Raw genomic sequence first — 25,495 nt, 5'->3', positions numbered from 1 at the left:
AGAATGTTTAAAAAATCCTAAATCCTAACCACAAATCAACATAAAAAGCAAAAATTCCAAAATTTCACATTTTTTTGCGCAAACGAGATTCTAGCGCACCAAAAGCAAGCGATAGTGGCAAAAGCACCACCAAATACGCACAGATTAGCATACATAACGCCTCATAAGTCTTGCCATAAATATCAATTATGTCCTTTGCATTATACAGCACATCAGCTAGGGCTAAAATCCCAACGACTGAAGTTTCTTTGATTAGGAAAATCACATTTGCGCTTAGTGCGGGCATAGCCACGGCTAACCCTTGAGGCAGGACAATAAAGCGGATAATTTGTGCTTTGCTTAGCCCTAGTGAGCGTGCGGAGTAAATCTGTGAAATGCTAATACTTAAAAATCCCGCCCGAAATGCCTCGCACATATATCCGCCTCCCAAAAACGCTAGCCCGATAACCGCACAGCTAAAAGCCTCTAGTTTTATACCAATTTTTGGCAGGGCAAAGTAGAGGAAAAATAGTTGAATGAGTAATGGCGTGTTTCGCGCTATTTCGACATAGATTTTGACTAGCATTTCTAGGATTTTTATGGGAGCAGATTTTTTTGGTTTTGTGCTAGATTTTGTAGGATTTTCTAGCTTTGTCCGCTCACTCTCGCTTAGGATTATCGCGCAAAAAAACCCGATAAAAATCGATAGCAAAATCCCAAAAATAGAAATTTGCAATGTCAAACTAAGCCCCTTTTGGAGCAAGTCTAAATGACGAAACATAAATTCAAAATCTAGCATTTTTTGCCTTTATTTTTATGTGTCTTGCATTTTTTTTGCGTGCTTTATTTATAGCTTTGTTTTGTGCCTAAAATCCCCTAAAATATGCCAAAAACTACCAAAATCTAATTTTTTTGGCTCTAATCTTTTTTCGCAATGATTGTCCCAAAATTTACCCACTTAAATAGCACTTCAATATTTTCTAGCCTAAACCCAGCCTCGCACAAAAGCGCGATATTTTCTTGCAAACTATAAGGCACAAGCACATTTTCTAACGCTTCTCTTTTGGCATTTATCTCATTTTTGGTGTAGCCATTTTTTGCCTTGTAGCTGTGATAATACTCTATCATTTGCGCTTCAAGCGTGGCATTTGGGCTTGTCATTTTTTCGCTCAAAATCAAAATCCCGCCAGATTCTAGCGCGTCATAGATTTTGGATAAAAAATCCACCCTCTTTGGTGGGCGGATAAATTGCAAAGTATAATTTGTGATAAAGCATTGCGCTTTTTGATATTCTAGCTTCGTGCAATCCGCGCAGATAAAGCAGATTTTCGCACCATAAGCCTTTGCTTTTAGCGTGGCATTTTCTATCATCGCGCTAGAGCTATCTATGCCGATAAACTCGGCATCTGTGCGGGCAAAAAGCCCCAAAAGCATATTGCCCGTTGAGCAGCCAATATCATAGATTCTAGGCAGATTTTTGCTAGATTTTGTGGTTTTAAGCGTCTTGCTAGATTTTGGTAGATTTTGGATTATAAAATCTATGCAAAGTTTAAGATTATCTTTGTAATAAGGGATAGAGCGTTCCAACATATCATCAAACACGCTAGCCACGCGCTTATCAAAGCAAAATTTCTCTTTTGTTTGCTTAGTTTTATGCTGTTTGGAGGTTTTATTTTTTGTGCGAAAGATTTTATCTTTTTTGTTTGTGATTTTATTTTTTGTTTTGTTAGCGTTTTTGCTTGACATTTAGATTCTCTTTTTGTGGATTTTTGCGCGCTTTATAAGCATTTGATGGGCTAGCACATCATAAGTTTTGCGTGCATTATAGCGAGATTTGACAATATAAAAAAGTATTTGGGTATAATCGCTTTTTTGCATATTTTAGGCATAAGGAGTTTTACAAATGAAATTTATGGCAAATTTTAAATGCAATCATACGCCAAGCTCTGCACATCACTATGTGAGGGAATTTGAAGCATACAATCTTTTTAAAAATGTAGATTCTAAATCGTTTTGGGAGCAAAATGAAGTGGTGGTTTTCCCGCCATTTGTCGCATTGCAAAGTGCTAGTGATAATGCCAAACGCATAAAAATCGGTGCGCAAAATGCCTACCCTGCAAAAAATGGCGCATATAGTGGCGAGATAGGAGCGCAAATGCTAGAATCTATGGGCATAAAAACCCTGCTTATAGGGCATAGTGAGCGTAGAAATATTTTGGGAGAATCACAAGATTTTTGTGCCAAAAAAGTGCGATATTTTTTGGAAAATGGCTATGAAGTGGTGTATTGCGTGGGGGAAAATCTAGCGACAAGAAAAAAGGGCAAGCAGGCGTTAGAAGCGTTTTTGTATTCGCAATTTAGCGGGCTAGAATCTGTGCTAGATTCTAGTTTAGAATCTAAATTTTGCGTGGCGTATGAGCCTATTTGGGCGATTGGCACGGGGGTTAGCGCAGATGAAAAAGACATAGAAGGCGTGCATAGTTTTTTGCGCTCTATCACAAAAACCCCATTGCTTTATGGCGGAAGTGTAAATGCCAAAAACGCTAATGTAATTAGCAAAATCCCAAATGTAGATGGCGTGCTTGTGGGTAGCGCAGCACTTAGCCCAAATGGGCTAAAAGATATTATTGAAGCGTGCATTAGCTAGCATTATTTGCAAAATCTTGTGCTAAAAACGCAAAAGCGACTTCAAAAACGCCTTAAAAACAAACACTATGCAAATAAACAAAAGGAGCAAAAATGGTAGATTCTAGCCCAAAAGCAGTCAAACTAAGCCAAATCAAAGACAAAATAGGCATAACAAATGAGATAAAAAAGGATTTTGTTATCCACGCGCTAACCCCGCTTGAGTTTGGCGGGCAGGGCGATATAAGCTACATTGACCAGCCAAAATATTTGCCATCTCTTGCCACTTCAAAAGTAAGCGCGGTGCTTTTGCGCGAAGAGTTTGCCTCCCAAGTGCCTAGCCACATAGAGCCACTAATCGTGCCAAATCCTCATCTAGCATTCGCGCTTTTATCACATTTTTTCACGCAAAGCGAGTTTTGCGAGGATTCACTAAAATCTAGCCAAGAGCCACATTTGCGAAAAACAAACAAAATCCATTCAAGCGTGAAAATAATGCAAGGCGCATATATAGGGCAAAATGTAGAAATAGGGCAGGGCAGTATCATAATGAGCGGGGCGGTGCTAAGCGATGATGTCTGCATCGGACAAAACTGCAAAATCTACCCAAATGTCGTAATCTATCGACAAAGCAAAATCGCTGATAATGTCAATATCCACGCAAATGCCGTAATCGGTAGCGATGGGTTTGGCTATGCGCATACTGCGCAAGGCGAGCATATCAAAATCGAGCATAACGGAATCGTAGAGATAGAATCAAATGTCGAAATCGGGGCTGGAAGCACGATAGATAGGGCGGTTTTTGGCAAGACGCTAATCAAAAAAGGCACAAAGATTGACAACCTTGTGCAAATCGGGCATAACTGCGTAATCGGCGAGCATAGCCTGCTAGTATCCCAAGTAGGGCTAGCAGGTAGCACCACTACGGGGCGAAATGTCGTAATGGGCGGGCAAGCTGGCACAGGCGGACATATCCATATCGGGGATTTTGTCCAAATTGCAGGGAGGGGCGCAGTAGGCAAAAATCTACCGCCAAACACCAAATGGGGCGGACATCCGCTGATGGAGATTGATGCGTGGATGAAGTTTTTTGTAACGCTTCGCAAGATGGTCAAAAAAAGCGAAAAAGCCTAAATTTTGCAAATGTGATAAACTTAAATCAAGCAAAAATCCCAACAAAATAAAATCAAAATAAAATAAAAACGAGCAATATTGTGAACAAGATTTTAGCAAAAAAGATTTTGTATGCTTTTGTCGCATTTTGTTTGCTACTTAGCAACATAGAAGCGAAATCTAATTCGCTGACATTATTTATAATCGGCGATACGCTACTGCATAAGTCCGTGTATGAGGACGCAAAAACGCAATATGGTGGCTATGATTTTATGCCAATGTTTAGCCTAATCGCACCTATAAGCAAAAAATATGACTTAGCGTTTTATAATCAAGAGAGTATTTTAGGCGGTGTCGAGCTAGGGCTTAGCAGCTATCCTAGGTTTAATTCCCCCAAAGATTTTGGCGAAACGATGCTAAAACTAGGGTTTAACCTCATAAGCCTAGCCAATAATCACACGCTAGATAAAGGCGAAGAAGGCGTGCATTCGATGCTTAGATTTTGGCGTGAAAAAGAATCTAAAAATAGCGAAATCTACTCCACAGGGAGCTTTGAGAGCGCAGATGCAAAAGATAAAATCCAGCAAAAAATCTTGCAAAAAAATGGCATAAGCTACGCGATGCTTGCCTACACTTATGGCACAAATGGAATCCCACTCCCACAGGGCAAAGAATACCTTGTAAATGTCTATACCAAAGAAATGCTAAAAAATGACATTAAATCCATTAGGCATAAAGTTGATTTGCTGATAGTTTCGATTCATTGGGGTGTAGAATACACTCATAAACCAACCAAAGAGCAAAGAGAAATCGCGCAGTTTTTGGCGAATCTAGGCGTAGATATTGTCATAGGCAACCACCCTCACGCCATACAGCCTATCGAGCGCGTAGGAAATACGCTTATTTTTTATGCGCTTGGCAATTTTTTGTCAGGGCAAGTAGGGCTACAAAAGCGCGTAGGGCTTATGGCGTCCGTGCAAATCGATAAAATCCAAAACGCAAGAGAAAATATGCAAGAATCTACAAATGATTTTTCTCTTAGCCAAAAACCTAGAATAATGCAAAAACATATACGAGAATCTAGCCAACATTCCATACGAGAATCGCGCTTTTATAAACGATTCCCAAAAAAAGTGAAAATAAAAAATGTGCGAGCGGATTTGGTATATACTTTTTATGAGCAAAATCCTAATAATTCGCCTGATTTGCCTAAAATGAGCGGTTTTAAAATCTATCCTTTTTTGTTATTAAATGATGAAATATTGCCAAATTATCAACAGATTTATGAGCAATATTTGCAAATCATAAAGCAAGATTGGATAGCTATTGGGCTATAAACGCAGGACATAAACGCGGGTTATAAACAAGGTTTTGGCAACAATACAAAATCTAAACAAAAGCTAAAAATGGAAAATCTAAGTCAAAAACTACTATCCCTGCCAAATGCAGCAGGCGTGTATCAATACATAGATTCTAGTGGCAGAGTGCTATATATCGGCAAGGCAAAAAGCCTAAAAAAGCGCGTAAAAAGCTATTTTTCGCTCTCCCAAACCCTGCAAAGCAACACCCCAATCCCAAATCCAAAAGTATCCCTCCGCATAGCCTCTATGGTGCGACAGGTGGCAAATATCGAAATCTTGCTTGTAAATAGCGAGCAAGACGCGCTGATTTTGGAAAATTCGCTCATAAAACAGCTAAAACCAAAATATAATGTTTTGTTGCGCGATGATAAGACTTATCCTTATATTGCGTTTGATTTTGGGCTAGATTTCCCCACACCTACGATAACGCGCAACATAACCCAAACAAAATCTACTACCAAAAATACAAGCTATTTTGGACCTTTCACAAGCGGGGCAAAAGAAATCATAAACTCACTTTTAGAAATATATCCGCTTGTGCAAAAGACTTCGTGTGTGAGAGAAAAAAAGGCTTGTTTGTTTTATCAAATAGGGCGGTGCAGTGCGCCCTGCGAAGCCAAAATCTCAAAAGAGGCTTACGCAAACATACTAGATGAAGCTATATCACTGCTAAAATCCCCGCATAAATTGCTAGCAAAACTAAAAGAAAAAATGCTTAGCCTAGCGGAATCTAGGCGATATGAGGAAGCGGGGGTTTATAGGGATAGAATCAAAAAGTTGCAAAATTTGCAGAGTTTTTCGGCGCTTGATTTGGCAAAAGATGTGAATGTTGATGTGTTGTATTTTTATATAGATTCTTTTAGTGAAAGCAATTTTTGTGAGGGCAATTTTAGTGAAAGCAATTCGTCTTTGGATAGTCATTGCATAGATTTTGCAGATTTTGAGGGTTCGCAGGCGAGAGAGCCTAGCTCACCCCCAAAATCTACAAAAAACTCCACAAGCACCACCGCAAATACTAGAATTGTGGCGGAAAGTGGCGTAGATTTTAGTGAAAATAATAATCCCCCCTCCCTTGCGGAGGGGGCTAGGGGGAGGGTAAAATCCACATTAGAATCTACCCCAAAATCTAGCCTAGATTCTAACACAGAATCATCATTGCGAGCGAGCGATAGCGACCGTGGCACAAGCCCACAGCTACAAAGTAGCGATTTAGCGCGTAAGCGCGAGTGGGCGCAGTTGCGCAAGCAAAATCCATTTTTTAACAATAACAAAATAGATTGCCACGCAAATGCGGACGCATTTGCTCGCAATGACAAAATAGATTCCCCCTCACAAAACTATCAAAATTTGGCGGAGGGGGCTACAAAAGATAAAAATAATCCCCCCTCCCTTGCGGAGGGGGCTAGGGGGTGGGTAGAATCCACACTAGAATCTAGCCAAGAAATCAACACAGAATCATCATTGCGAGCGGATTTGAAAAATCCGCGTGGCAATCCAAATTTCCCCCTCCCTTGCGGAGGGGGGCTAGGGGGGTGGGTAAAATCTAGCGATATTCCGTCATTGCAAGCAGATTTGCAAAATCCACAAACAACAATTTGTCATACTGAGGGAGTGCAAGCGACCGAAGTATCTCAATCGCAACTTAAAAATAGAGATATTTCGGGCTTAAGCCCTCAATATGACAAAAAAATCATTGACAAAACAATAGATTGCCACGAATTTGCAACTTTTGACAAAGTCGCAAATTCTCGCAATGACGAAATAGATTCCCCCTCCCCAAACTATCAAAATGTGGCGGAGGGGGCTACAAATGATAAAAATAATCCCCCCTCCCTTGCGGAGGGGGTTAGGGGGAGGGTAGATTTTAGCGTGGAATCGTCATTGCGAGCGAGCGATAGCGAGCGTGGCAATCCACTTTTTAACAATAGCAAAATAGATTGCCACGCAAAATCTAGCGATTTTGCTCGCAATGACGGTGATACTTATCATACTGAGGGCGAAGCCCGAAATATCCCAAAAACAAAATGCCTACATAATGATATTTTGCAATCTAACAAAATAGATTGCCAAGAATTTGCAACCTTTGACAAAACCCCAAATTCTAGCAATGAGGGCATAAAACATATCACAGAACCTTGCCAAAGCACCAACCAAAATCCATCAAAAAATCCCAAATCCCAAAAAGCAATCTTACTATCGCTTTTTGTCCGTGGGGGCAAAATCATATCCATTCAGCACGAGATTATTTCACTAAACCAATCCCAAATGTCCCAAAATCAACCAAAACAAGCCCAAAGCGAAATCTACGCCCAAATCTATACGCAAGCGATTCTAAACCAATATTCAAGCAAATTGCCAATCATTCCTAGTGAGATTTTACTACCTAGTGTTGATGGGTTGCCCTGCGCCCTGCTAAGCGATTTTCTCTACTCCACGCAAGGACGCAAAATCGCGCTAAATGCACCGCAAATAGGCACAAAGGCAAAAATCCTATCGCTTGCCAAGCAAAATGCAAAAGAGATTTTGGGATTGCATTGTGCCAAGCTAGATAAAGAAAATGAGATTTTAGAGCGGCTAGCTTTAAGCCTAGAGCTAGAATCTAGCCCAAGCAGAATCGAAGTCTTTGACACAAGCCATCATAGTGGCAGAGACTGCGTGGGCGCGATGATAGTGTATGAAAATGGCGAATTTGTCAAATCCGCATATCGCCGATACAAACTAAGCGGAAGCGATGAATACAGCCAAATGCGCGAAATGCTTGTCCGCAGGGCAAAAGATTTTGCTAGCACACCGCCACCAAATCTATGGCTAATCGATGGAGGCAAACCCCAAATCACCCTTGCAAAAGAAATCCTAGAATCTTGCGGGCTAAATGGCGCAATCGACATTGTAGGCATCGCCAAGCAAAAGCGTCTTAGTAGCCTAAAAAGTGTGGATTTTGCGACAAATAGCCAAACAAATAGCCAAGCAGATTTTATAGATTTTGCAAACAAAGATTTTGCAAAATCTATAAACAAAACAAGCAAAACAAGCATAGAAAGCCTAACCCTAAAATCCAAATCTAGCAAGTATGCCAATCGTGCCAAAGGGGCTGCAAGCGACATACTTTATACGCTATCAAACACTTTTGCATTTAGCCCAAGCGATGAAAAATTACAATTTTTGCAAAAGCTACGCGATGAGGCACACCGCTTTGCCATAGCTTTTCATAGAGAAAAAAAGAAATCTAGCGCACTAGAAGCTAGCGTGCTAAAGAAGCGAAATCTAAGCCAAGCCCAAATCAAGCGATTATTATCGCTCATAGGGAGTTTTAAGGACATACAAAATCTAAGCGATGATGAGATAAAAAACCTACTAAAATCCAAGCACACCGCCAAAAAAAGCAACTAAAATCGCATAAAAATTTATCAAATGCAAATATCTTAAATAGGCATTTTTTTATCATTTAGATTTTCATTTTACAATGTTGCGTTTGTTGTGTTTTTTTGGTCGTGTTTTTTGTGATTTTGGTATTTTGTTTGCTAGCAAAAAGATTTACAATTCTGCGTAATGCAAAATCAAAAAGCAAAATCCAACAAAAAAGCAGAAAATCCAAAGAATCCAAAGAAAGTAAAAAATTGAGGGCAAAAATTTAAAAAAACAAAATCCCAAAAAATCAAAATAGGAGAATCAAATGCAAATCAAATCCCACGCTTTACCCCCCCACAAATCACGCATTTTAGGTATGCTACATATCTCAAGCAATGCAAAAACTACAAACAAGACAACAAACAAAACTACAAGCAAGACAAAATCTATAAAAATCGCTAGCATTATGCTAGCTTCTAGCATAGCCTGTTTTAGCGCACTTTTTGGCACACTCCAAGCCTACGCTATCCAAAACGCCCCCAAAGCCACCAAACGCGCAAATCCTATGAATGAGCGCAACACCGTGTATTCTTATCACGATGCCATTGTCAAAGCCACCAAAGCAGTCGTAAATATTTCCACGCAAAAAAAAGTTTCAAACAATCTTATGAATCCTATGTTTAATGACCCATTTTTTCAGCAGTTTTTTGGCGATATGTATAGCCAAATCCCAAAAGACAGGGTGGAGCGCTCACTTGGCAGTGGCGTCATCATCTCTCACGATGGCTATATCATCACCAATAACCATGTAATCGATGGCGCAGATAAAATCATCGTAACGATTCCAAATGACACGCGAGAATACACCGCTAGCGTGGTGGGTATCGACAAAGACGGCGATATTGCCGTGATTCGCATTAGCAAAAATAACTTGCCTTTTGTCCCATTTGCTGATAGCAATGATGTCGCGGTGGGCGATGTGGTTTTTGCCATTGGCAATCCATTTGGCGTGGGCGAAACCGTAACGCAAGGAATCGTATCTGCGACTAATAAAAATATCCAAATCAATGCGTATGAAAACTTTATCCAAACGGACGCTTCGATAAATCCGGGAAATTCAGGCGGGGCGTTGATTGATTCTCGTGGGGCGTTGATAGGAATGAATACAGCGATATTATCACGCACAGGGGGCAATCACGGCGTAGGATTTGCAATCCCTGCAAATATGGTAAAAGAAGTGGCAAATTCACTTGTCAAAGAGGGCAGAATCCAGCGTGGCTACATAGGCGTAGGCACGCAAGACATAGGCGAAAATCTACGCTCAAACTATGGCAATGCACAAGGCGCGGTAGTCATATCTATCGACCCAAAATCCCCAGCAAGAAAAGCAGGCCTACTTGTGTGGGATTTGATAACGGCGGTAAATGGCAAGCCTGTGAAAGATTCTGCAAGCCTGCGAAATCTAATCGGTGCGCTTAAACCAAACGAAAAAGCCACGCTAAGCATTATCCGCGATGGCAAACCTCAAACTATCACGCTAACCCTAGCCCTGCGCAAAGACGGGAGCGTGAGCGAAAACGCACCTGTAAATATCCCAGAAACTAGCGATGAAAAAAGCGCGCTAAAAGGTATGCGCGTAGAGCCTCTAACCACGCAAATCCGCCAACGATACAGAATCCCAGAGGATATAAAAGGCGTGATTGTTACAAATATCACGCCAAATTCTCCAGCCCAAGATGCAGGATTTTCTCAAGGGGATATTATCGCTCAAGTAGAGGATATTGCCATAAAAGATACGGCGGATTTTGCCCGCGCGCTAAATAAATACAGAGGCAAAAATAAGCGATTTTTGGTGTATTCAAATGATGGCGCACGCACGATAGTGGCGAAATAAAGCGATTGTTGAAAATGCTAGATTTTGGCATTGATGATAATATTTGTAAATTTTAAGGACAAAAATGCCTAGCCAAAATCACAAAAACGAACCCACTTCGCAAATCATTAGCATTGAAAGCACGGTCATTGCAAGCATTTTGTTTGACAATGACGCATTTATCGAAATTGCAGATGTGTTAAGTAGCAATGATTTTTTGCACCCATCTCATCGCAAAATCTTTGATATTTGCAAGGTTTTGCATTCTCAAGGCATTCCTATCACGCCAGATTTTGTCCTCACAAGGTTGCAAGGGGAGCATTTTGTCTCTCAAGCGGAATTTAGCGAGATTATCGCTACTTCGCCGATTGCAAATATTCAAGGCTATATAAACGAAATCAAAGACGCCTCTATCAAACGACAGCTAAATAAATTTGCTATGTTTATCGCGGGCAAGACAAGCCAGAGCGCGATAAAGGGGATTGATATTTTAGATGAGATAGAGAGGGGAATCTATGAGATTTCAGTGCAGGGCACAGACACGGCGTTTAGGCATAGCAAAGAGATAGTCGCTAGCACGCTAGATATGATAAAAGAGCGCAAAGAGAGAGGGAACTCCGTGCTTGTGGGGCTAAACACGGGATTTTCAAAGCTAAATCACTTCACTGCGGGATTTAAAAAAGGCGAACTAATCGTGCTAGGTGCTAGACCATCGATGGGGAAAACCGCGCTTTGTTTATCGTTTGTCCTAAGCGTGCTACATAGTGGCAAAGGTGCTGCAATATTTAGCCTAGAAATGCCAGCAGAACAGCTAATGTTTAGGATATTTGCATCTCAAGCAAGCATTGCTTTGCAAGATTTGATTGTTTGCAAGATGAATGATAATGAGATGAGTGAATTTACCCGCGTAGCCCAAGACATAGCCCAAAAACCGCTATATATCGATGATAGTAGCGATTTAAGCATAGCCCAGCTTCGCTCAAAATTGCGCAAACTAAAAAGCCAAGATAATAGCGTAGAATTTGCCGTGATAGACTACCTACAGCTAATGCGCGGAAGTAGCACAAGAAAGGGTGAGGGCGCAAGACAGGAAGAGATAAGCGAAATCTCACGCGGACTAAAAACGCTTGCACGCGATTTGGAAATCCCTATTTTGGCTTTATCCCAGCTAAACCGCTCACTAGAATCGCGTGATGATAAACGACCTATGCTATCAGACTTGCGTGAGAGCGGGGCGATAGAGCAAGATGCGGATATTATTTTGTTTTTGTATAGGGATTTTGTCTATGCTGATAGGGCTATGCGCGCCAAAATCGCCAAAGCAAAGCAAGATGGCAAAAACGAAGATGAAATCCGCAAGCTAGAGCAAGAGCGCAACGAAAAGAAAAAAGAAAATATCATAGAAACCGCTGAAATCATCATCGCCAAAAATCGCAATGGCGAAATCGATGAAGTCAAAGTGCAGTTTAACGCGCCGTTTGTGCGGTTTGAAGATGTATTGCGCGAGAGGGAAATATCCTATCAACCCACCAATACAAAAATGGATTTGCCAGATAATCCTAATGACATTGATGTCGTGCCGATTTAGGATTTTTGTTTTTAGGATTTTTGCTTTTAAGTTTTTATTGTTTTTGTTTGTTTTTTGTTATTTTTGTTGTTTTGCGTTGTTGTTTATTGTTTTTGTGTTTTTTTTGCGTTTTTTGCGTTGTTTGTGTTTTTTTTGTGTTGTTTTATTGTTTTGTGTTTTCTTGCGTTGTTTTGTTATTTTTTGTTATTTTTGTGCGTTGGCTTTTGGCAAAATCTAGGGACAGCATCTGTTTTGTGATATTTGAAGCGCATTGCAAGCAAAATCTACCCAAAATTCACAAAAATCTACAATGTTTAGGATAAAAATCGCTAGATTCCCACGCAAAATCTAACGATTTTCTAAAGAAACTACGCTTTGCTTGTTTTTTTCGCAATGACGGAGTGCGACTATTGGACTTAGTTTTTCCATTTTAGATTTTTCATTTTGGTTTAGATTTTTTATTGTTGCCATATTTAAACATTAGCGGAATCATCTATTCATTGCAAGCGTTGCAGGGGTAACGCGTGGCAATCTATTGTTAGTTTTTACAAAATGTGTGTTTTTGGTTTTTGACGATAGATTGCCACGATTCTAGGCTTTTTTACAAAGCCTAGAATCTCGCAATGACGAAAATGCAAACTCTTTCAATGACTGCAACTTTTCTTACGCTAAAAATCCTTGTCATACTGAGGGCGTAGCCCGAAGTATCTCAAAATCTAAAAATGTAAGTAGAGATATTTTGCGCTCAATATGACAATAAGAGAGAATCTTCGAGTTTTGCAAAATAGCAGTATGACAGCAAAACATTCCGTCATTGCGAGCGAACGCAGTGAGCGCGGCACAAGCCCACAGCTACGAAGTAGCGATTCAGCGCACAAGCGCGAATGGGCGCAGTTGCGCAAGCAAAATCTATATTCACAAAGCGCAAAACACGCTTTTTACAAACCTAATAAAATAGATTGCCACGATTTTGCTACGCAAAAACTCGCAATGACAAAAAGCGATGATTTGGATTGCCACGAATCTGCAATTTTTGTTCAGGTCGTAGAATCTCGCAATGACATTAAAAATTCTCGCAATGTCGGCAATGCAAAATCTTGCAATGACAAACGCCAACTCTACGCAATGGGTTGCGAGGCATTAGCCGAAGTAAAAACCCCCTACACAAAAAACACCCCGCAATGCAACAGGGCTTAATAAGCGTTAGCCAAAACAAAAACCACCTCACTTCACAAAAAATCTCGCCCACTCCACAAAAATAAAATCCCACACTTTGCGAAACAAAAATCCCACTTCACAAAATAAAACCACCTACACAAAACCAATCCACCCTCCAAAACACCTCCACAAAAGCAAATCCATTCAGAAAAACAAAACCCCTACAAAAGCAAGACACCTACGCAATGTAGTAGGGCTTAAAAAAAAGGCGTTGCCCCAAACAAATATGACAAAATAAAATCATTTATGACAAACCAAAATCATTTATAACAAATCAAAGTTCTTTATGGAAAGTCAAAGTCTTTTATGACAAAAAAATCATTTATTACAAAAAAAAGTCCTTTATGACAAGTCAAAATCTTTTATGGCAAACCAAAATCATTTATGATAAACCAAAAATCCCTATTTTTCTAAGCAGATTTTATAGACTTTGTTTCTTATTTTGACCAACAATCCCACTTCCATTAGCTGATGAAATGTCTTTACAATCGTAGGTTTGCTAACGCCCAACTCCTCGATAATGTATTCATAACTCCCATAAAAAATCCCCTCTTCATCACAATGCTCAAGCAAAAATCTAATAATTTCGATTTTTTTGCCCCCTACAAAAGTATTTATCGCGCTTAAAAGCATATTTTTGGATTCGATTTCTTTGGCTTGGATTTTTGGGAGGATAGCTTTATGCATCGTGGCTAATAATTCGGCTACATTGATAGGTTTTAGCACATATCCATCGACACTTAGCGAAATCGCATCAAGCAAGTAATTTACCTCCGTGTGTGCGGTGGTAAAAATGATTGGGCATTGAGTGTTGTGCTTGCCCTCGCGCACTTTGCGTGCAAACTCAATCCCATTCATTTTTGGCATCAAAATATCGCTTAGGATTAAATCGATTTGGTGGGTATCAAAAATCTCTAAGGCTTCTACGCCATTTTTTGCTACAAAGATTCGCTCTATGTAGTCTTCTAGCACCATCGTGCTTACTCGTGCGACTTCTTCGTTATCCTCGACATAAAGCAATGTGAGTTGTTTTAGCTCCGCTAGATTTTGCATTTTATCCCCTTGAAATGATGATTTATGGCTAATGTGCTACATTTGATAAAGGAAATCTTATCATAAATTTTGCACCATAACATTCTTTATTGATGGCTTTAGCCACCCACGCATCATTTACCACTTCGATACACCCACCCATTTGCTTTTCGATGATTTGTTTTGCCATATATAGCCCTATGCCTGTGCCTATGGATTTGTGCTTGGTGGTGAAATATGGCTCAAAGATTTTATCCATTTGGGCTACTTTGATTCCACCGCCATTATCCATTATGCAGATTTCAGCACAGCCTTTTGTGCTAGGATTTATAGGATTATTTTGTGGCAGGGCGCATTTTGCGTTGCACGATAGAGTGATTTGGATAATGCCACTTTGGGCTTGCAAATCGATAGAATCTCTTAATATTTGCGCGCTAGAATCTAGGCTAGATTTTGTGCCAAAATCATTAAAATCATTGTGATTAGATTCTGTGCTATTAGATTCTACGCTATTAGATTGCGCTTCAAACCCTAGTGCGCATTGCGTGAGGGCGTCTTGGGCGTTTTTTATGATGTTTAGGATTATTTGGCTAAAAGCATTTTCATACCCAAAAATCTCTATATCCTCATCATATTCAAAAAATACTTGGATATTATTTTGCTCCAAAGTCGGCTTTATAAGCGCGATAGAATCCTTAATACTCGCACAAATAAAAAAATTCTTTTTTTTATGATGTGGCTGAAAAAAATTGCGAAAATTCTCAATCGTATCAGACATATTATTTGCGATTTTTAGCGCGTCTTTTGTCTGCGTTTCGACAATGTGTTGGCTCAAAGTGCCATTATCAAATTTTAGCTTAAAATTTTGGATAAGGATAATGAGTGAATTTAGCGGTTGTCGCCATTGGTGCGCGATATTTTGTATCATTTCCCCCATCGCTGCAAAGCGGGCTTGCTGATACATTATTTGGTCTTTTTTGCGCGATTGCTCGATTTGCTCGCTAATGGTTTGTTGTAGATTTTGGTTATGTTTTTTTAGCTCATTTGTTTTTTGCAAAATGATTTTTTCTAGTCGCTTATTTTTCCCCCGCATAAACCCCATAAACACGCTTGAAAAATACACCGTGATAATGCTAACAAATAGCATAAAGATTAGCAAAAATATCATCGTGCTATCATACATCGTATCTGTGATACTATCTTGCAAACTAAAAATCTCAATATTTTTTTCAAAAATCTCATTGATTTTGTTGCTGACTTCTATGCTGTGAGTTAGCAGGGTTTGCGAAAAGATTTGTGGATTTTTGGCATTTGTTTTAGATTTTGCTTTGGCATTTGGCTGTGAATGCTCTTGCATTTTTTCTTGCAAATTTTCTTGTAGATTTTCTTGCATAATGATATGTTTTGTGTGATTTATAAGGATAGAGAGTTCGTTTTTTAGCTCATTTTTTTGGGCGATTTTTTCTTTCATTTGAGATAGGGATTTGGCAAAAAATAGATTTTGGTATAGCGTTTTTAATGAGTGCAAAATCCCATTTTGCTCCCCCTCTTGCTCATAAGTCTGCCATTCTTTGAGGTTGTTTTCATATTGGGATTGTAGATTTTCATAAGAATCGATTTTTGCTTGAAAATGCGCGTCCAAATACGCGCTAGAATACGCAGGTAGGGAAATATAAAATTTTTGTATATTTTGAAGAGATTTTGATTTATGCACCCTCGTGCTGATATTTGCGTCATACTCGTTTTTTAGCCCGCTTAATGCTAGCAAACTTATAATCGAAATAAGCCCAAAACCAAACGCAATAAGCAATAACAAAATCTTTGTTTGTCGTTTTAATGGTATGAGAGTGAAATTGATAAACGCCATTTTTGTCCTTTTTTAGATTTTGTAAAATGTAGATTTTGCTATGGTTTTGCGATATATTTTTTGCGTAAAATATGGCTTAAACTAGCATTTTTCCCATACCATATTATCGCGGATATAGGCTACATAGCCATTGATTTCATAGTCTTTATAAAGCGTTTTTAGCGCGTCTATGTAGCCATTTACCTGCTTTTTATGCTCTTCTTTAGAATTTATCCCACTTTTGTAATCAAGTATAAATATTTTATTTTTATGCTGCGCTAGCAAGTCGATTCGCTTTAGCTCTCCCTCAAAAAACAACGGCATCTCTACAAAAATTTGTTGATGAAAAATTTGTTGCTGAAAAATTTGTGTTTGCAAAATCTGTGTTTGTGAATCTTGCTCTTGCAAAATCTGTTTTTGCAAAAAGTCATCTAGCTGCTCTTTTGTCTTTTCTACAAGCCTCAAAATATGCGCAATGTCAATATGCGCTCCAAAATGATTTTGCAAAAGTGAGGCTAAAATCTCTTTTTTTGTCCCAAAACCTAGCGCGTATTCTAGCGCCAAGTGCAAAGCCTCGCCAAAGCGCATATTTGCTGCGTTTGGAGAGATATTTTTGGGGGGCGTATTTTTTAGCGTTTGGATTTGTGTGCCAAATGGTTTTTGGGATAGGATTTTTGGCTGTGTGGATTGTGGATTTTGCGTGCTTTGTGGGAGGGGGTTTGGATTTTGCATAGCGATTTGTTGTAGTTGTTGTAGCGTGCTTAGATTGCTAAAATGCTCTGCAAAAAATGCCGTTTCTATCGCTTCTAAAATCGGGCTAAACGCGCTTTTTGATTGCCCCTCTTTGTCGCCTGTTTTATATCGCTCGCTTTTAGGGGCTATGATAAGCCCATTTTTTGCCCTCGTGCAAGCCACATAAAGCACATTTTGCTTTTCGATTTCTTCTAGCTTTTGGCTAGATTCTAGCGCAGAGGCAAACTCGCTATCCACAATCTTTCTTTGCTTTTGATTTGTCGCAAAATAAATGGCTTTATCAAAAATAAATTGCTTGTTATTTGTTGATTCTCCACCAAGTCTATCAGCCAAGATTATGTATGGAAATTCTAGCCCTTTAGCCCCGTGAATGGTTAAAATCCTAAGCCCTACTTGATTTTCTTTGGGCGAAGTGATGCTTTGGGATTCTGCCCTAGCGATAAACTCACTAAGATTTTCGCCCTTTTTTTCTAGGCTTACTTCAAGTAGTTTTTGGGCATTTTTATCATAGATTTTAAAGGATTTTATGATTTCTAAGATACATTTGCTAGGCTTATAAATTGCCTCTTTTGGTGGCGTCTCGCTCCCAATTTTCGCTATTTTTTCATTTTTAAAATCTTTTGTTGATTTGTTTAGGCATTCTTTTAGACTTTCTTTAAAAGATTCTACTATCTGTTCTCTTTTTTGCGTATCAAATGCCTTTTTGCCCGCGATTTTTAGACATTCATAAATATAAAAATCGCTTGTTTTTTGAAACGATTTATCGCGCGGTGTTTGCTCACTATTTGTCGCATTGTGATTTTGCATATCAAGAAATTTTAACGCGCTTAGGATAAATCTAACGCTTGGTTTTTGGATAAACGCAGATTTGATTTCAGGGGTGGTTTTTATGCCATCAAATCGCTGTTTTATCGCCTCGTTAATGCTAAAAATATCATCATTTTTAAAGCACAAAATCGCAATATCATTTGGATTTATACCAAGCATTAAAAGCGTTTGAATGCTATCTAAAACTTTTTTTATTACTTCATTTTGCGCTTCATTTTGTGTTTCATCTTGCGTTTTATTTTGGGGATTTTGAGTCTTGCTATCGTGGCTAAAATCTTTTTTAGATTCTATGGATTTTGGGCTAGATTCTATGTTAGCTGTTTTTGTGAGCGGAGTTTCTTGCACCACGCATACAAAAGATTTTGGGTTAGTATGTTTATTTTGTGCGTTTTGCGTGGGGTTTGGCAAGGATTGATTTTGGTATTTTTCATCGCCAAATATTTGCGCAAAACACGCATTTACAAAATCAATGATAGTTTTTTGGCTACGATAGTTATGCGGGAGATTGTGCGTATGCAGTGGCGAATGAGCGATAATCTCATCAAAAAATCTAGCCTCACTCCCCCGAAACCCATAAATGCACTGCTTAGAATCCCCCACAAAAAACACACTTCTATTGCCCTCGCTACTATCTGCTAGATTTTTTATATCCCTGCCCCTCCCTGCGTAAATCTCATCAATGAGTGGCTCTAAAATCGCATATTGCATAGGGCTTGTATCTTGAAACTCATCAATCAAAATATGGCTAATAGCATTATCCATACGAAAATAAAAAAACTGCGGGTCGATTCCGCCTGTGTCTTTGTGTAAGTTTTCCCCCAAAATCAACAACTCATACACTTTTAGCGCGCAAGATTCAAAACTTAGCTTTTTGCTTGCTTGCAAAGTCGCATTTTGCGCCTTGCCAAACGCTTCTAAAATCATCGCAAATTCTGCGAAAATCACTTGTTCTTTTAGCAAAAAATACTGCTTTAGATTCTCTTTTAGCTCAAAAAAAAGCGGGCGAAATTCTGCGTTTAGATTCTCATTTTTTAATGTTTTGCTAAAAAAAGAATATTGATTTGGCTCATCTTTAGCTAAAAAAGTCCATTCTTTTTTCATAAATTCTGCCATATTTGAGGCTTTTAGCGCGCTTGCACCGCTAGTGGATACTCCGCCTTTTTGCAAAATCTCTTGCATTAGTTTAAGCGTGGATAAAATGCTAGATTCACATTTGCCAATTTGGGTTTTTGTATCATCTATGGGGCAAGATTTTAATCTCTCTAAAAATGCCTTATTAAAGTGGATTTTGTCATTGTGCCACGCTTGCAAATGCCTCATAACCGAAGTAAAATCTATATCAAAATCAAAGCAAAATCGCACAAGCTGATAAAACGCGCTTGATAGATTTTGGGTACTTGCAAGATTTTTAGCGTTTGTGCGTGGCAAATTTGTAAAATCCGCATTAGCATTTAAGATTTGCGTAGATTTTGTGTAGTTTTTTTCTAGCGTGGCTAAAAATTCCTCAAAAAGTTCGTTTTCATCGATATTTTCACCGATTTGATAATCTTGGCTAAGCCCCACATACCAGCAAAATTTATGCAAGATTAAATTAAAAAACGAATCAATGGTGCAGATTTTGGGCGTGGAATCTAAAAATTCTTTATAGATTTTAGGAGATTTTGCGCGGATTTCTTGCTTGCTAAGTCCTAGATTTTCAAGCGCGCTCATAAATGGCGAAGCCTCGTTTGCAATGGGATTTGCAAGCTCTTTTAGGGCGTTTTTCACGCGTTCTTGCATTTCTTTTGTGGCTTTGTTGGTAAAAGTTAGGGCTAAAATCTCGCTAGGTTTTGCCCCGCCAAAAAGTAGCCATATATAGCGCAAAGCAAGGCTAAAAGTCTTGCCACTGCCTGCGGAGGCTTTGAGTGCCAAAAAACAATGCGCAAGGGGATTTTGCAAAGCTTGTGGATTTTGCAAATCTTGCGGGATTTGCGAGGAATTTTTAGGGGAATATCTAGGGGAATGTCTAGGGTTGTTAGCGTCTAAATCGTGCGAAATCATAGAATCCAAACTGCCTTTTTGTGATTTTGTAGCTTGTTGCGATATTGCAACTTTTTAGCGACATTTTGCAATGCAAAAAGAATGCAAAATAAAAGCAAAAATAATACAAAATCAATGAAAAAATACTTGATTATTTATTGATTTTGCATTATTGCCGATGTGGTATCATAGCAAAAATTCCTTAAAAGGAGATGGAAAATGAAGTATGAAATGACTTTCCAAATGGTAAAAAAGATGAGTGGCATTCGCAGGGTTAATTCTTTGTTGCTAGTTTTGGCGTTTGTTGTGGGATTTTGTGGATTTGCAGGGGTTTTTAGCACCGCGCAAGCTGCGACCAACAAGCAAAAAGCAAGCAATAACTATAAAAATCTGCAAAGCAATCAAAGCAAATTTACAAGCCGATTTGCAAGCGGCTCAATCGTCTCTGGCTCAAAAGCAAATTCTAGGAATTCAGAACGGCGTTGGTATATATTTAACGAAGGTGCTGTGGGTGGCTCTTATAGTATGCTTGGCAGTGCGACTTATTGGGCTGTGGATTTGGGATATAATGTATATTTGCGCACGATTGATAGCACAAAAGGTGGAGTTAGCTTCATCGCTGGTGCGGGGGTAAATTTCCCTATCTACCTAAAAGCTAATGGCAAGTCTAATATTTTAAGCGACCATAGAGGATTTCAGCAAAAAGATTATGATGGAATCTTGGGCTGGGGGAGCGAAATACCTGTGATGATAGGAATAGAAAAAAGCGGATTTTATCTAACGGGGCTTGTGGGCTATGGCTGGCTATTTATGAATGATATTTACCCTGTGGCAAACGCGCAAGGAAGCGGGGCATTTCCTAGAGTGGAGACAAGCTATGATGGGATTATCTATGGGGCGGGGCTTGGATATAAGCTAAGCAATGTGATAAATATCGGTTTTCGCTACTTTCACGGCGATATGACAAACCGCAAAAACGACACAAAACCCGATGTAGCCGCTGAAGCAAATGGTATCACTTCTACACAAATCATAACCCACGCAAGAGGGCGAGATGCCTATGATATTGCGTATGATAAATTCCAACTTTTTGTGGCGTTTATTTTTTAGGCTAGATTTTGGGGTTTGTTTTAAAAAGCGATTTTGGGGGGTTTGGTTGAGAATCTAACTTGTGGCTTGCAAATGCCTGCTTGCCACATATTTTTGGCAAGCGCATTTGTCATACATAATGTTTTACAAATGGCGTTTTTGCAAATGGTGTTTTTACAAAATTTTTACAAGGATAAAAAATGAAAAAATTCGCGCTAAAATCTTATAGATTTCGTAGTGGTTTTGTCGGTAGTTTGTTTGTGGCTATTTTGTTTGTAGCGATATGTTGTCTAGGGATTCCAAATATTGGCAATGCCGAAACTAGCAAGGGTGAAAATAGCAGATTTGACGCTTTAGAATCCAAATATGTCAGCGTGCAAAATGACTACAAAACAAACCTAAACAACATAGAAGCGATTTTAGAAAAAACAAAGACTATCAAAACTAGGGCTGATAACGCTAAAAACAAAGCCATAGCAGCGGCAAAAAAAGCCATAGCCACAAAAGCAAGTAAGCAAACCTCCGCAAACGCACAGGCAAAAGAGGGCGAATATATGAGCGCGACTTTTAAAGTGATGGAAATAAGCGATGATGCTAGGACGATAGCAAGCAAGGCTAGCGCGGAGCTAAATAGGGCAAAAGCTATCAAAGACAAGATAGAGGGCAATTATGCAAAAGCAAAAGAGGGTAATAGTGTCGCACTAAGCAAATTTGAAGCAATCATAAACGAATATGAAAACACAGTAAAAAAAAAGCTACGACTTTGATAAGCGAGTTTGAAACATTGACAAATGAGTATGAAAAAGCGGTGGGTGAGTTTGAAAAAACGGCTAAAGAATATGAGGAAGCCACACTAAAATAGCTCAAAATAGCTAAAAATAGTCTAAAATCGCTAGAATTAGCAAAAAAATCCGTGAAAAGATTTTGCAAAATCTAACAATAAAACAAGGCTCATAAAATGATTGCCAAATCTTGCAAATACGAAATCTGCAAAATCTAAAATCTATAAAATCTAATTATGGTTAGAATCTTTGTGAAAAATCTTGCCAAACATTTATTAAAATCTTTAACTAGCATTTTTGCCATTGCCCTAGCAAAGTTTTTCACAAAATCCATTCTAAAAACTTTATAGATTTTGATTAGGTTTTAAGATTCCCCCCCCCCCCTCCAAGACAAAAACCACTGCTACCTTACGCAAAATCCTTGCCCCCCATTTATGCCCCCTCTTTTTGCAAATATAAAATCCAACCTCACAAAGCATCAAACCAGCGTATTAAGCCAAAGTATTAAACAAATCCGTGCTTAAATATCGCTCGGCGGTGTCATTTAGCACGGTTAAAATCGTTTTATCGCTGTGCTCTCGTGCGATTTTGAGAGCTGCGCTCACATTCGCACCGCTTGAGATTCCCACCATTATGCCGATTTTGCCAAGCCTTTGCGCCATAGCGATAGCGTCATCGTTCTCCACGCACGCGATTTCATCTATCACACTGCGATTTAAAATCTCAGGGATAAAGTTCGCGCCAATGCCTTGAATCTTATGCCCGCCTGCTTGTCCCTTGCTAAGCAGTGGCGAAGCAGCGGGCTCTACGCCGATGATTTTGATATTTGGGTTTTTTTCTTTGAGCACTTCGCCCACACCGCTTATCGTCCCGCCTGTGCCAAATCCCGCGACAAAATAATCTAAATTCGCCCCAAAGCTCTCCCAAATCTCAACCGCAGTGGTTCTTTTGTGCATTTCTTTGTTGGCGAGATTGCTAAATTGGCTTGGCATAAAGGCATTTGGCGTATTGGCTAAAATCTCATTTGCCTTATTAAGTGCGCCTTTCATTCCCTCGCTAGCAGGCGTTAGCTCGAGTTTCGCGCCAAAGAGTTGCACCATTTTCCTCCGCTCGATACTCATAGATTCTGGCATTGTGAGGATTATCTTTAGCCCCAAGCTCGCGCAAATCATCGCTAGGCTAATCCCCATATTGCCACTTGTGCATTCTACGATGGTGGTGTCTTGGTTTATCTTGCCACTTTTTAGTGCCTCATCTATCATCGCATACGCCGCCCTGTCTTTGACCGAATGGCTAGGGTTTAGAAACTCGCACTTGCCATAGAGGTTTGGCGCGATTTGCTTTAGGCTTATGATTGGTGTTTTGCCGATAATGTCGGTGATATTTTCATAGACTTTGCTTGACATTGTGTCTCCTTTTTGTCGTTTTTATACTTTGACTTTTGTAGATTTGTCAAAGCCTTTTCAAGTGTAGCATATAAATTTTAATAGATTTTGCTAGATTTTGTCATAGATTTTTGCTGTGGTAGTTTTTGTTTGTTTTGTTTTGAAGTCGTGCGTTTTTTTTGTTATAATCGCAGTTTTTTTACAATCCAAAACAACCCAAAAACAACCCAAAAAAGCAAGGCAACAAAATGGATACAAAAACACAAAACACAAATAATGTAGATTCTGCTTTACTCTCTCTCGTAGCGCGGACTTTCTAGCGAGGCACAAACGCCACATTATCCTATCTTTAAGCATTTTGGTATTTTTAGTCGCACTATTTTTGCGCATCGGTTTTGCTTATCAAAAAAGTGGATTTCATATCGATGAGAGTTTGTCTATCGCTATTAGCACGGGGCATTGGATACCGCAATTTGATAGTGGCACATACTTTGGCAAAGAGCTAAAAGAGCGAATCTATTTTGATGATAATTCTATAAGCGATTTGTGGCACGACTTAAAAGAGCTATGGAAAAATAATTATGGCGACAATCCGCACTCAAATTTGTATTATTCTTTACTTCGTGCGTGGAATTTCGATGTCAAAAGTGGCAATTTTGCGTGGCTAAAAGCGCGTGGAATCGGGCTAAATATCGTATTTTTTGTGCTTGGATTTTATGTTAGTTTTATTTTGATGACAAAGATTTTTTCACGGACAAATCTTTTTGTCTCGCTATTTTTGGCATTTGCATTTATAAATTCTGCAAGCGTTACAAATACAATTTTTATGCGCCCCTATGCCCTGCAAGAAATGCTTTTGATGGTGTTTGTGCTAAATTGTTTTGTGTTTTATAAGCTAGATTTTAGAAGCGCAAAAGAGGCTTTTTCAAAGCATAAACTTTTCTTTATTTGGTTTATTTTTGCCACCGCGCTTTTGTGTTTGTCGCATTATTTTTCGCTATTTTTTATCGCATTTGTGTTTATATTTTTGGCGTTTATTTCGCGCAAAAATATCCTTCCTTTAAGCCTTGTGGTGCTTGGCTCTTTTGTCATTACGCAGATTTTATACTTGGGCTATTTTAGCTCACTTTTTGGTGGCTACCGTGCAAAAGAGAGCACCCAAAAGCTACTACTTGATAATTTTTGGCAAAATCTAGCTAGTAGTTTTAAGGTGGGAGTGGAGATTTTGCAAACGCATTTTTGCAATGCGTATGGATTTGTGATTGTTTGTGTGGCGTGTGGAGTCGCGCTATTTTTAGCACGAAAACATATTAGATTTAAAATGCAAAAAAAGATTTTTATCGCTTTAAGCGCGCTTATGATTTTTGCCTATATCGTGGCATTTATGCTAATTGATATTGCCAAAGATAGCACGCAAAATGCGCAAATAAAACTAGAATCGCTAACTCCCATTATGACAGATTCTGGGGCTTTTGCCTACACGGGCAAGATTTTTTATACAAACAAAATCTTACACGCTCGCTCAAAAACGGCAAGCAATCTCATACTAGAATCTATCGCGTGGGATAATGCGCTAGATTCTAGCAAAATCACAATCACGCAAATCAAAAATCGCTACATAGATTTTACCACCACGCAAAATTTAAGGGCGATTTTGGGCGATGAAGCAAACAAAACGCTTGGCGTTTTAAGCTACCGCGTGGATTTTACGCCGTTACTAAATGCGCTTTGGCGATATTATGTGGCATTGCTTGGATTTTGTTTTTTAATAATTCTTTTTTGGCAATACGCAAAAATCGCGTGGAGCAAAGATTTTAGTAGCGATTTGGTGTGCGAATCTAACTTTGAGCGCGAATCTAGCGAATTTAGAGAATCTAACATAAAATCCAAAAACACTACATTTTTGTTTGGGATTTTTGTAGTGGCTTTTTTTTGGTTTTGTTTGGTGTTTTTTGTCGCGCCGTATAAGGATTTGCGCTATGTGATGAGCGTTTTTGCTTTTTTGTATTTTGGCGTGATTTTGGTGCTAAATGCCCTTAAAAAGCCTATTTTGCAAGGGGTTTTTGGCGTGTGCTTTGTGGCAAGTTTGTTTATAAATTATAATGTGAAATATTTGTATAAAGAGCCATTTATTTTTGCGCAAAATCCGCACATTCCTGTAATCGTGCATTTACCGACATTCTCGTGGCAACAAGGTGCGTTTGTATTTGCATTTGATGATACGCAACGCTACATTGTCGAGCCAGATTTTGTGCGAGTGAAAGAAAAAATGCGTGGTTTGGAAGCGTTTTATTTTATCGGTGAGAAGCCATTTTACACGCCTTTGGGATACACACAAAGTGCGATGCAAAACGATTGGTATGGGTATTTTTATTTGTTTGAAAAAAATGAAAAATAAACAAAATATTGCAAAAATTAGCGTGTTATTTGTCGCGCTAGCAGGGATTTTATAAACGATAAAACAAAACCACATTTTGCCTAAACGCGTAAAAGCGCAACAAAAATAGCTCAAGACAACTTAAGCGGATTATTTCTTATCATTTTTAGCAAGATTTTATACAAATCTTGTCCTTGATTTTTGGTTATGGCTACATCAATTCTGTCTCTTTTAGATGAAGCATAAAATTCTCTTTTTTGATTCCTTTGAATTTAGCAAGTCTATGTTTGGCATATCCCC

General features: G+C 39.0%; 18 protein-coding genes and 1 pseudogene. 10 read left to right on the top strand and 9 right to left on the bottom strand.

The window, feature by feature from the left end:
* Positions 1-64: 64 nt before the first annotated feature.
* Together ACWIUO_RS05505 and cmoA are read right to left on the bottom strand one after the other, a co-directional pair.
* Positions 65-778, bottom strand: a complete 714-nt coding sequence (locus tag ACWIUO_RS05505) for an amino acid ABC transporter permease (protein ID WP_454176912.1) — start codon at positions 776-778, stop codon at positions 65-67.
* Positions 779-897: 119 nt separating this feature from the next.
* Positions 898-1,725, bottom strand: a complete 828-nt coding sequence (cmoA, locus tag ACWIUO_RS05500) for a carboxy-S-adenosyl-L-methionine synthase CmoA (protein WP_454176911.1) — start codon at positions 1,723-1,725, stop codon at positions 898-900.
* 157 nt (positions 1,726-1,882) lie between these two features.
* On the opposite strand from cmoA, the gene ACWIUO_RS05495 reads away from it, so the two are divergent.
* From ACWIUO_RS05495 to dnaB, 6 genes are all read left to right on the top strand, one after another.
* Positions 1,883-2,626: a triose-phosphate isomerase gene (locus ACWIUO_RS05495; protein ID WP_454176910.1), complete on the top strand. Its 744-nt coding sequence runs from the start codon at positions 1,883-1,885 to the stop codon at positions 2,624-2,626.
* 92 nt (positions 2,627-2,718) lie between these two features.
* A complete protein-coding gene (lpxD, locus tag ACWIUO_RS05490; RefSeq protein ID WP_454176909.1) occupies positions 2,719-3,738 on the top strand; it encodes a UDP-3-O-(3-hydroxymyristoyl)glucosamine N-acyltransferase in 1,020 nt (339 codons plus the stop codon).
* Positions 3,739-3,818: 80 nt separating this feature from the next.
* On the top strand, positions 3,819-5,054 hold the full coding sequence (locus ACWIUO_RS05485) for a CapA family protein (RefSeq protein WP_454176908.1): 1,236 nt from the start codon (positions 3,819-3,821) through the stop codon (positions 5,052-5,054).
* 69 nt (positions 5,055-5,123) lie between these two features.
* The gene (locus ACWIUO_RS05480; protein WP_454176907.1) at positions 5,124-8,468 is read left to right on the top strand and encodes a GIY-YIG nuclease family protein; all 3,345 of its coding nucleotides are present in this window, start codon (positions 5,124-5,126) and stop codon (positions 8,466-8,468) included.
* A gap of 424 nt (positions 8,469-8,892) precedes the next feature.
* Positions 8,893-10,320, top strand: coding sequence for a Do family serine endopeptidase (locus ACWIUO_RS05475; protein ID WP_454177006.1), 1,428 nt, complete (start codon positions 8,893-8,895; stop codon positions 10,318-10,320).
* A gap of 64 nt (positions 10,321-10,384) precedes the next feature.
* Positions 10,385-11,887: a replicative DNA helicase gene (dnaB, locus tag ACWIUO_RS05470; RefSeq protein ID WP_454176906.1), complete on the top strand. Its 1,503-nt coding sequence runs from the start codon at positions 10,385-10,387 to the stop codon at positions 11,885-11,887.
* A gap of 327 nt (positions 11,888-12,214) precedes the next feature.
* On the opposite strand, the gene ACWIUO_RS05465 is transcribed toward dnaB, so the two are convergent.
* Positions 12,215-12,337: a hypothetical protein gene (locus tag ACWIUO_RS05465; RefSeq protein WP_454176905.1), complete on the bottom strand. Its 123-nt coding sequence runs from the start codon at positions 12,335-12,337 to the stop codon at positions 12,215-12,217.
* Positions 12,338-12,658: 321 nt separating this feature from the next.
* Here ACWIUO_RS05465 and ACWIUO_RS05460 point away from each other — a divergent pair, with 321 nt between their 5' ends.
* Positions 12,659-13,063 (top strand): hypothetical protein, encoded by a 405-nt coding sequence (locus ACWIUO_RS05460; protein WP_454176904.1) that lies wholly within the window; start codon positions 12,659-12,661, stop codon positions 13,061-13,063.
* Between the two features lie 423 nt (positions 13,064-13,486).
* On the opposite strand, the gene ACWIUO_RS05455 is transcribed toward ACWIUO_RS05460, so the two are convergent.
* The 3 genes from ACWIUO_RS05455 to ACWIUO_RS05445 form a co-directional block, all read right to left on the bottom strand.
* Positions 13,487-14,137 (bottom strand): response regulator, encoded by a 651-nt coding sequence (locus ACWIUO_RS05455; RefSeq protein ID WP_454176903.1) that lies wholly within the window; start codon positions 14,135-14,137, stop codon positions 13,487-13,489.
* Between the two features lie 28 nt (positions 14,138-14,165).
* Positions 14,166-15,983 (bottom strand): sensor histidine kinase, encoded by a 1,818-nt coding sequence (locus ACWIUO_RS05450; protein WP_454176902.1) that lies wholly within the window; start codon positions 15,981-15,983, stop codon positions 14,166-14,168.
* An 81-nt stretch (positions 15,984-16,064) separates the two neighbouring features.
* Positions 16,065-19,583 (bottom strand): UvrD-helicase domain-containing protein, encoded by a 3,519-nt coding sequence (locus ACWIUO_RS05445; RefSeq protein WP_454176901.1) that lies wholly within the window; start codon positions 19,581-19,583, stop codon positions 16,065-16,067.
* 198 nt (positions 19,584-19,781) lie between these two features.
* Here ACWIUO_RS05445 and ACWIUO_RS05440 point away from each other — a divergent pair, with 198 nt between their 5' ends.
* A complete protein-coding gene (locus ACWIUO_RS05440) occupies positions 19,782-20,672 on the top strand; it encodes a hypothetical protein (RefSeq protein ID WP_454176900.1) in 891 nt (296 codons plus the stop codon).
* Positions 20,673-20,851: 179 nt separating this feature from the next.
* Complete coding sequence (locus tag ACWIUO_RS05435) at positions 20,852-21,418, top strand: hypothetical protein (RefSeq protein WP_454176899.1); 567 nt, start codon at positions 20,852-20,854, stop codon at positions 21,416-21,418.
* A gap of 506 nt (positions 21,419-21,924) precedes the next feature.
* Here the strand turns inward: ACWIUO_RS05435 and cysK are convergent.
* Together cysK and ACWIUO_RS05425 are read right to left on the bottom strand one after the other, a co-directional pair.
* Complete coding sequence (gene cysK, locus ACWIUO_RS05430) at positions 21,925-22,839, bottom strand: cysteine synthase A (RefSeq protein ID WP_454176898.1); 915 nt, start codon at positions 22,837-22,839, stop codon at positions 21,925-21,927.
* A gap of 90 nt (positions 22,840-22,929) precedes the next feature.
* A complete protein-coding gene (locus ACWIUO_RS05425) occupies positions 22,930-23,208 on the bottom strand; it encodes a hypothetical protein (RefSeq protein WP_454176897.1) in 279 nt (92 codons plus the stop codon).
* Here ACWIUO_RS05425 and ACWIUO_RS05420 point away from each other — a divergent pair.
* The gene (locus ACWIUO_RS05420; RefSeq protein WP_454176896.1) at positions 23,201-25,216 is read left to right on the top strand and encodes a hypothetical protein; all 2,016 of its coding nucleotides are present in this window, start codon (positions 23,201-23,203) and stop codon (positions 25,214-25,216) included. The two genes, ACWIUO_RS05425 and ACWIUO_RS05420, sit on opposite strands and share 8 nt — an antisense overlap.
* 110 nt (positions 25,217-25,326) lie before the next feature.
* On the opposite strand, the pseudogene ACWIUO_RS05415 reads toward ACWIUO_RS05420, so the two are convergent.
* A pseudogene (locus ACWIUO_RS05415) lies at positions 25,327-25,495 on the bottom strand (IS1595 family transposase); the annotation flags it as partial.

The sequence above is a fragment of the Helicobacter sp. T3_23-1056 genome, assembly GCF_053654535.1.
The sequence above is the reverse complement of the archived record's forward strand: the minus strand, read 5'-3'. Positions and strand labels throughout refer to the sequence as shown.

Coding starts and splice junctions, on each gene's coding strand:
- ACWIUO_RS05505 (WP_454176912.1), bottom strand. CDS start 778: ATGCTAGATTTTGAATTTATGTTTCGTCATTTAGACTTGCTCCAAAAG.
- cmoA (WP_454176911.1), bottom strand. CDS start 1,725: ATGTCAAGCAAAAACGCTAACAAAACAAAAAATAAAATCACAAACAAA.
- ACWIUO_RS05495 (WP_454176910.1), top strand. CDS start 1,883: ATGAAATTTATGGCAAATTTTAAATGCAATCATACGCCAAGCTCTGCA.
- lpxD (WP_454176909.1), top strand. CDS start 2,719: ATGGTAGATTCTAGCCCAAAAGCAGTCAAACTAAGCCAAATCAAAGAC.
- ACWIUO_RS05480 (WP_454176907.1), top strand. CDS start 5,124: ATGGAAAATCTAAGTCAAAAACTACTATCCCTGCCAAATGCAGCAGGC.
- ACWIUO_RS05475 (WP_454177006.1), top strand. CDS start 8,893: ATGCTAGCTTCTAGCATAGCCTGTTTTAGCGCACTTTTTGGCACACTC.
- dnaB (WP_454176906.1), top strand. CDS start 10,385: ATGCCTAGCCAAAATCACAAAAACGAACCCACTTCGCAAATCATTAGC.
- ACWIUO_RS05465 (WP_454176905.1), bottom strand. CDS start 12,337: ATGGCAACAATAAAAAATCTAAACCAAAATGAAAAATCTAAAATGGAA.
- ACWIUO_RS05460 (WP_454176904.1), top strand. CDS start 12,659: ATGACAGCAAAACATTCCGTCATTGCGAGCGAACGCAGTGAGCGCGGC.
- ACWIUO_RS05455 (WP_454176903.1), bottom strand. CDS start 14,137: ATGCAAAATCTAGCGGAGCTAAAACAACTCACATTGCTTTATGTCGAG.
- ACWIUO_RS05450 (WP_454176902.1), bottom strand. CDS start 15,983: ATGGCGTTTATCAATTTCACTCTCATACCATTAAAACGACAAACAAAG.
- ACWIUO_RS05445 (WP_454176901.1), bottom strand. CDS start 19,583: ATGATTTCGCACGATTTAGACGCTAACAACCCTAGACATTCCCCTAGA.
- ACWIUO_RS05440 (WP_454176900.1), top strand. CDS start 19,782: ATGAAGTATGAAATGACTTTCCAAATGGTAAAAAAGATGAGTGGCATT.
- ACWIUO_RS05435 (WP_454176899.1), top strand. CDS start 20,852: ATGAAAAAATTCGCGCTAAAATCTTATAGATTTCGTAGTGGTTTTGTC.
- cysK (WP_454176898.1), bottom strand. CDS start 22,839: ATGTCAAGCAAAGTCTATGAAAATATCACCGACATTATCGGCAAAACA.
- ACWIUO_RS05425 (WP_454176897.1), bottom strand. CDS start 23,208: ATGCGCAAAAATAGTGCGACTAAAAATACCAAAATGCTTAAAGATAGG.